The sequence below is a fragment of the Pelagivirga sediminicola genome (assembly GCF_003072125.1).
GTDB classification, from domain to species: domain Bacteria; phylum Pseudomonadota; class Alphaproteobacteria; order Rhodobacterales; family Rhodobacteraceae; genus Roseovarius; species Roseovarius sediminicola.
On sequence record NZ_QCYH01000042.1, the window covers coordinates 1 to 3,276 of the forward strand.

The window sequence follows — 3,276 nt, forward strand, 5'->3', positions numbered from 1 at the left end:
TCAACCGCATCGAAGAACTCGCGCCTTGGAACTGGACGCCGCAACAGGCGTCAAGCGCGGCGTAGCCGGACGGATACAGATGATCTATGAATAAGCTGTTTCGAGCCGCGCTAGTCGCGTCTTTGCTGACACCTTCAATGCCCTTGGCTCAGGATTTCGCAAAGGGACTGGCCGCTGTTCGGGAGAAAGACTACTCAGCCGCGCTGAAGGAGTGGCGACCACTAGCCGAACAGGGCAATGCCAGAGCACAGCGCAACCTCGGTCATTTTTTCAGCGACGGCTTAGGCGTGACGCAGGACTATAGCGAGGCAGCCAAGTGGTACCGTCTTGCTGCTGATCAGGGGGATATGGACGCGCAAAGCATGCTCGGCTGGATGTACGCTCAGGGTGAAGGCGTGACGCAGGACTATAGCGAGGCAGCCAAGTGGTACCGTCTTGCTGCTGATCAGGGGCAACCCAATGCACAGTCCAACCTCGCTGAGATGTATCTTGTTGGTAGAGGGGTGACGCAAAGCCATGGCGAGGCAGTAAAATTGTACCGTCTTGCCGCCGAACAGGGTCACGCTAATGCACAGGCAGCCCTCGGTCAGATGTACGCTCGGGGCGAGGGTGTGACCCAAGATTACATTTTAGCACATATGTGGTATAATATCGGTGCAGCTAACGGCATAGATTTCGCCGGTACCAGTCGAGACACCTTGGCCGAGAACATGACCACAGAAGCTATTGAAGAAGCACAGCGAAGCGCGCGCGAATGTATGGCTTCAGGTTACCAAGACTGCGATTGATGGGGTGCCACAAAGTCTAGTTGCCGTTGCACTAAACTACTCTATTGCGCCTTGCGGCTTCAATACATGTTCAACTTCACACTGCTGTTCACACAAAAACCTCATCACTCGCGGGCGTTCGCGCGCCGATGCAGCCTCAAACCCTTGCAACCACCTCAAGTGTGACATTAAGGTGTGGCACAATGTTAACCGCACGCCACTTTTCTACGGTTTCTCAATGGCTTGGAGTTGTGGTGGAGATCCCCCTAGGCTCCACCATTCCACCTCACACCCCTTTATCCCTTGATTATCAGCCCCTTCGTAGGCACCTATTGGTCAATGTGCTTGGTCAATGAGGTGCCTTATGGCTGTTAAATCTAACCGTTCGGAACGCCTTCTGTCCCTCAGGGGCAACGTGTGGTGGTATCGCCAAGGCGTCCCTGAAGCTATCCGTAGGGTGACGGGCGGTCCCGGTTTCATCCTCATCAACCTGCGAACCTCTGACATCGCCGAAGCCAAGCGGCGAAGGGATGAGATTGAAAGACTGACGCGCCCCCAGTTTGATGACGTTCGCGCAGGCCAAAGGCTGTCCCTTGAGTTGCCCGGCTGGAGAGGCACGGAAGATGGACCTAGGGCCGCGCTACCGCCTGCCGATAGGGGCACCATCACGCGCGCCGCTATGGAAGCCGCAGAAGATGACGACGAACGACACCTGATCGTCACCGCCGCAGAGGCTGAGGCCGACGCAATGCGACCAGCCCAGCGCAAAGCCTTTGAGGATGCAATGTCTGGCAAGGTGGAGAGCGAGCGCCATCTTGAGACGTATCTGACAGTCGCTGAGCTTGCCCCCAAGACCACCAATGAGAGGCGGGGGATTATCATGCGGTTTGCCCGGTGGTGCAGTGAGAAGGGCGCAACGCTGAACCGTGTGGATAGGCGTTTGGCTGGGCAATACGTCGCAGATGTCTTGGACCAGTTACACCCCGCAACCCAGAGAAAACACCTAACCGCCCTTCCGCAGTATTGGATTTACCTTGCCCGCAGAGGGCACATATCGCTGCCCGGTGGTGAAGCCCTTAGTTCGGGCTGGCCGTGGAATGAACAGACGATAGAGAAACGGGGAACAAGGGTTGAGCGCGGTGGTCGGAAAGCCGGGGAAAGGCCCTTCACGGATACCGAGGTGGCCGCCCTTCTCAACTCCAAGTTCCCGCTTAATCCCGTGTGGGAAGGCACCATGCGCGACGCTCTAGCCATATCCCTTCTGTCTGGCATGCGGCAAGCCGAAGTGTTGACCCTTTGGGTAGAGGAAGTGGTAGAGGAGGATGGGCAGATGTTCTTCGACATCCAGCAAGGCAAGACCGATGCCGCCGCCCGCAAGGTGCCCGTTCACAGTTCTCTAGTGTCGATGGTACGGGGCCGCATGAAGGGCAAGCGACCGCAAGACATGCTGTTCCATGAGTTGGCAGGGGCTGGTAATCCCTCTGACACCTTCGGGAAGCGGTTCAAGCGGTGGCGTGAGGCGGTGGGCGTGGACGATAGCCGCGAGGGCGTCAGGCGTTCACTGGTCAATTTTCATTCCGCCCGCCGCTGGTTCGCCACCATGGCACGACACGCGGGACAGCCCAAGGAAACCATCGCGGACGTGATCGGGCACCGACCGGACAAGCAAGATGTGACGTTCGGCGTTTATGCGAAAGAGGCTTCGAAGGCGCAGCGGCGGGCATGCGTGGAAGCCGTGAGGTTGCCGTAGGATACTGACTAGGCGGTGGTCATTTTACTTGGGGCTGTACAGAAATAGAGTTGAGGTAGCTAGACGGCACCGCTCAGGAGGCCTTCGCTTCGAAAGATATTGTTGACCGAAGTTGCAGCAATCCCAAATGATTTGTATGAACTTGCGGCGCTAAATTCATCTTGCTCTAAGTCACCAGCAAACACCCTAAACACTCTCTTTTGCCCACCCAATAAACCTTTGCCCCCGCTTTCACAAAGGAACACGAAGTCTGCTTGGATTTGCGGGCAGGTCAGGACAAAGACGCCATCTCGCATTTTTGAGAGCGCCTCCTGCGGCGTGAACGCAAAAAGCGGGTGAAATCGAACAACTAGTCCTTTTGCACTCTGCTTTTTAATGAGGGAAATCAGGAACTGGATATGCTTCTGCTCGAAAGGCACGAGTTTCGCGGTTCTTAAAATCTCGTCAAGTGAGCAACGCTGCATAGCAGTTCTCCATCAGGCTTTATGTCTCGTTTACACATGACGGCTCAGCAAACAAGACTCGGAATTTCATCCCCGGCGATGATTGACGAAATGAACCGCCCAGCGCCCCACGTTCACCACCGTCTCACCTTCAAACCCCGTTCGCACCGCCGATAGCCAACCTTCAGGGGCGGGTGACAGGTGCCGTTCAACGTGCAGTTCACGGTTCCCGATGCGGGTGTCAACGGCGGAGTAAAAACCGGCCACGCGGCGGCGTAAAACCAGGCCAGTGACGGGGCACCAAGCGCCATGGTGC

The 3,276-nt window shown here is 56.6% G+C and carries 4 protein-coding genes; 2 read left to right on the forward strand and 2 right to left on the reverse strand.

Annotated features, from left to right (window positions below):
- The first annotated feature begins 86 nt into the window (after positions 1-86).
- Together DC366_RS19225 and DC366_RS19230 are read left to right on the forward strand one after the other, a co-directional pair.
- Positions 87-788: a tetratricopeptide repeat protein gene (locus DC366_RS19225; protein WP_108693754.1), complete on the forward strand. Its 702-nt coding sequence runs from the start codon at positions 87-89 to the stop codon at positions 786-788.
- Between the two features lie 343 nt (positions 789-1,131).
- Positions 1,132-2,517 (forward strand): tyrosine-type recombinase/integrase, encoded by a 1,386-nt coding sequence (locus DC366_RS19230; RefSeq protein WP_108693755.1) that lies wholly within the window; start codon positions 1,132-1,134, stop codon positions 2,515-2,517.
- A gap of 59 nt (positions 2,518-2,576) precedes the next feature.
- Here DC366_RS19230 and DC366_RS19235 read toward each other — a convergent pair whose 3' ends face one another.
- Positions 2,577-2,981: a hypothetical protein gene (locus DC366_RS19235; protein WP_108693756.1), complete on the reverse strand. Its 405-nt coding sequence runs from the start codon at positions 2,979-2,981 to the stop codon at positions 2,577-2,579.
- Between the two features lie 66 nt (positions 2,982-3,047).
- Positions 3,048-3,276: hypothetical protein (locus tag DC366_RS20115; protein WP_207768791.1), on the reverse strand; the 229-nt coding region annotated here is incomplete at its 5' end.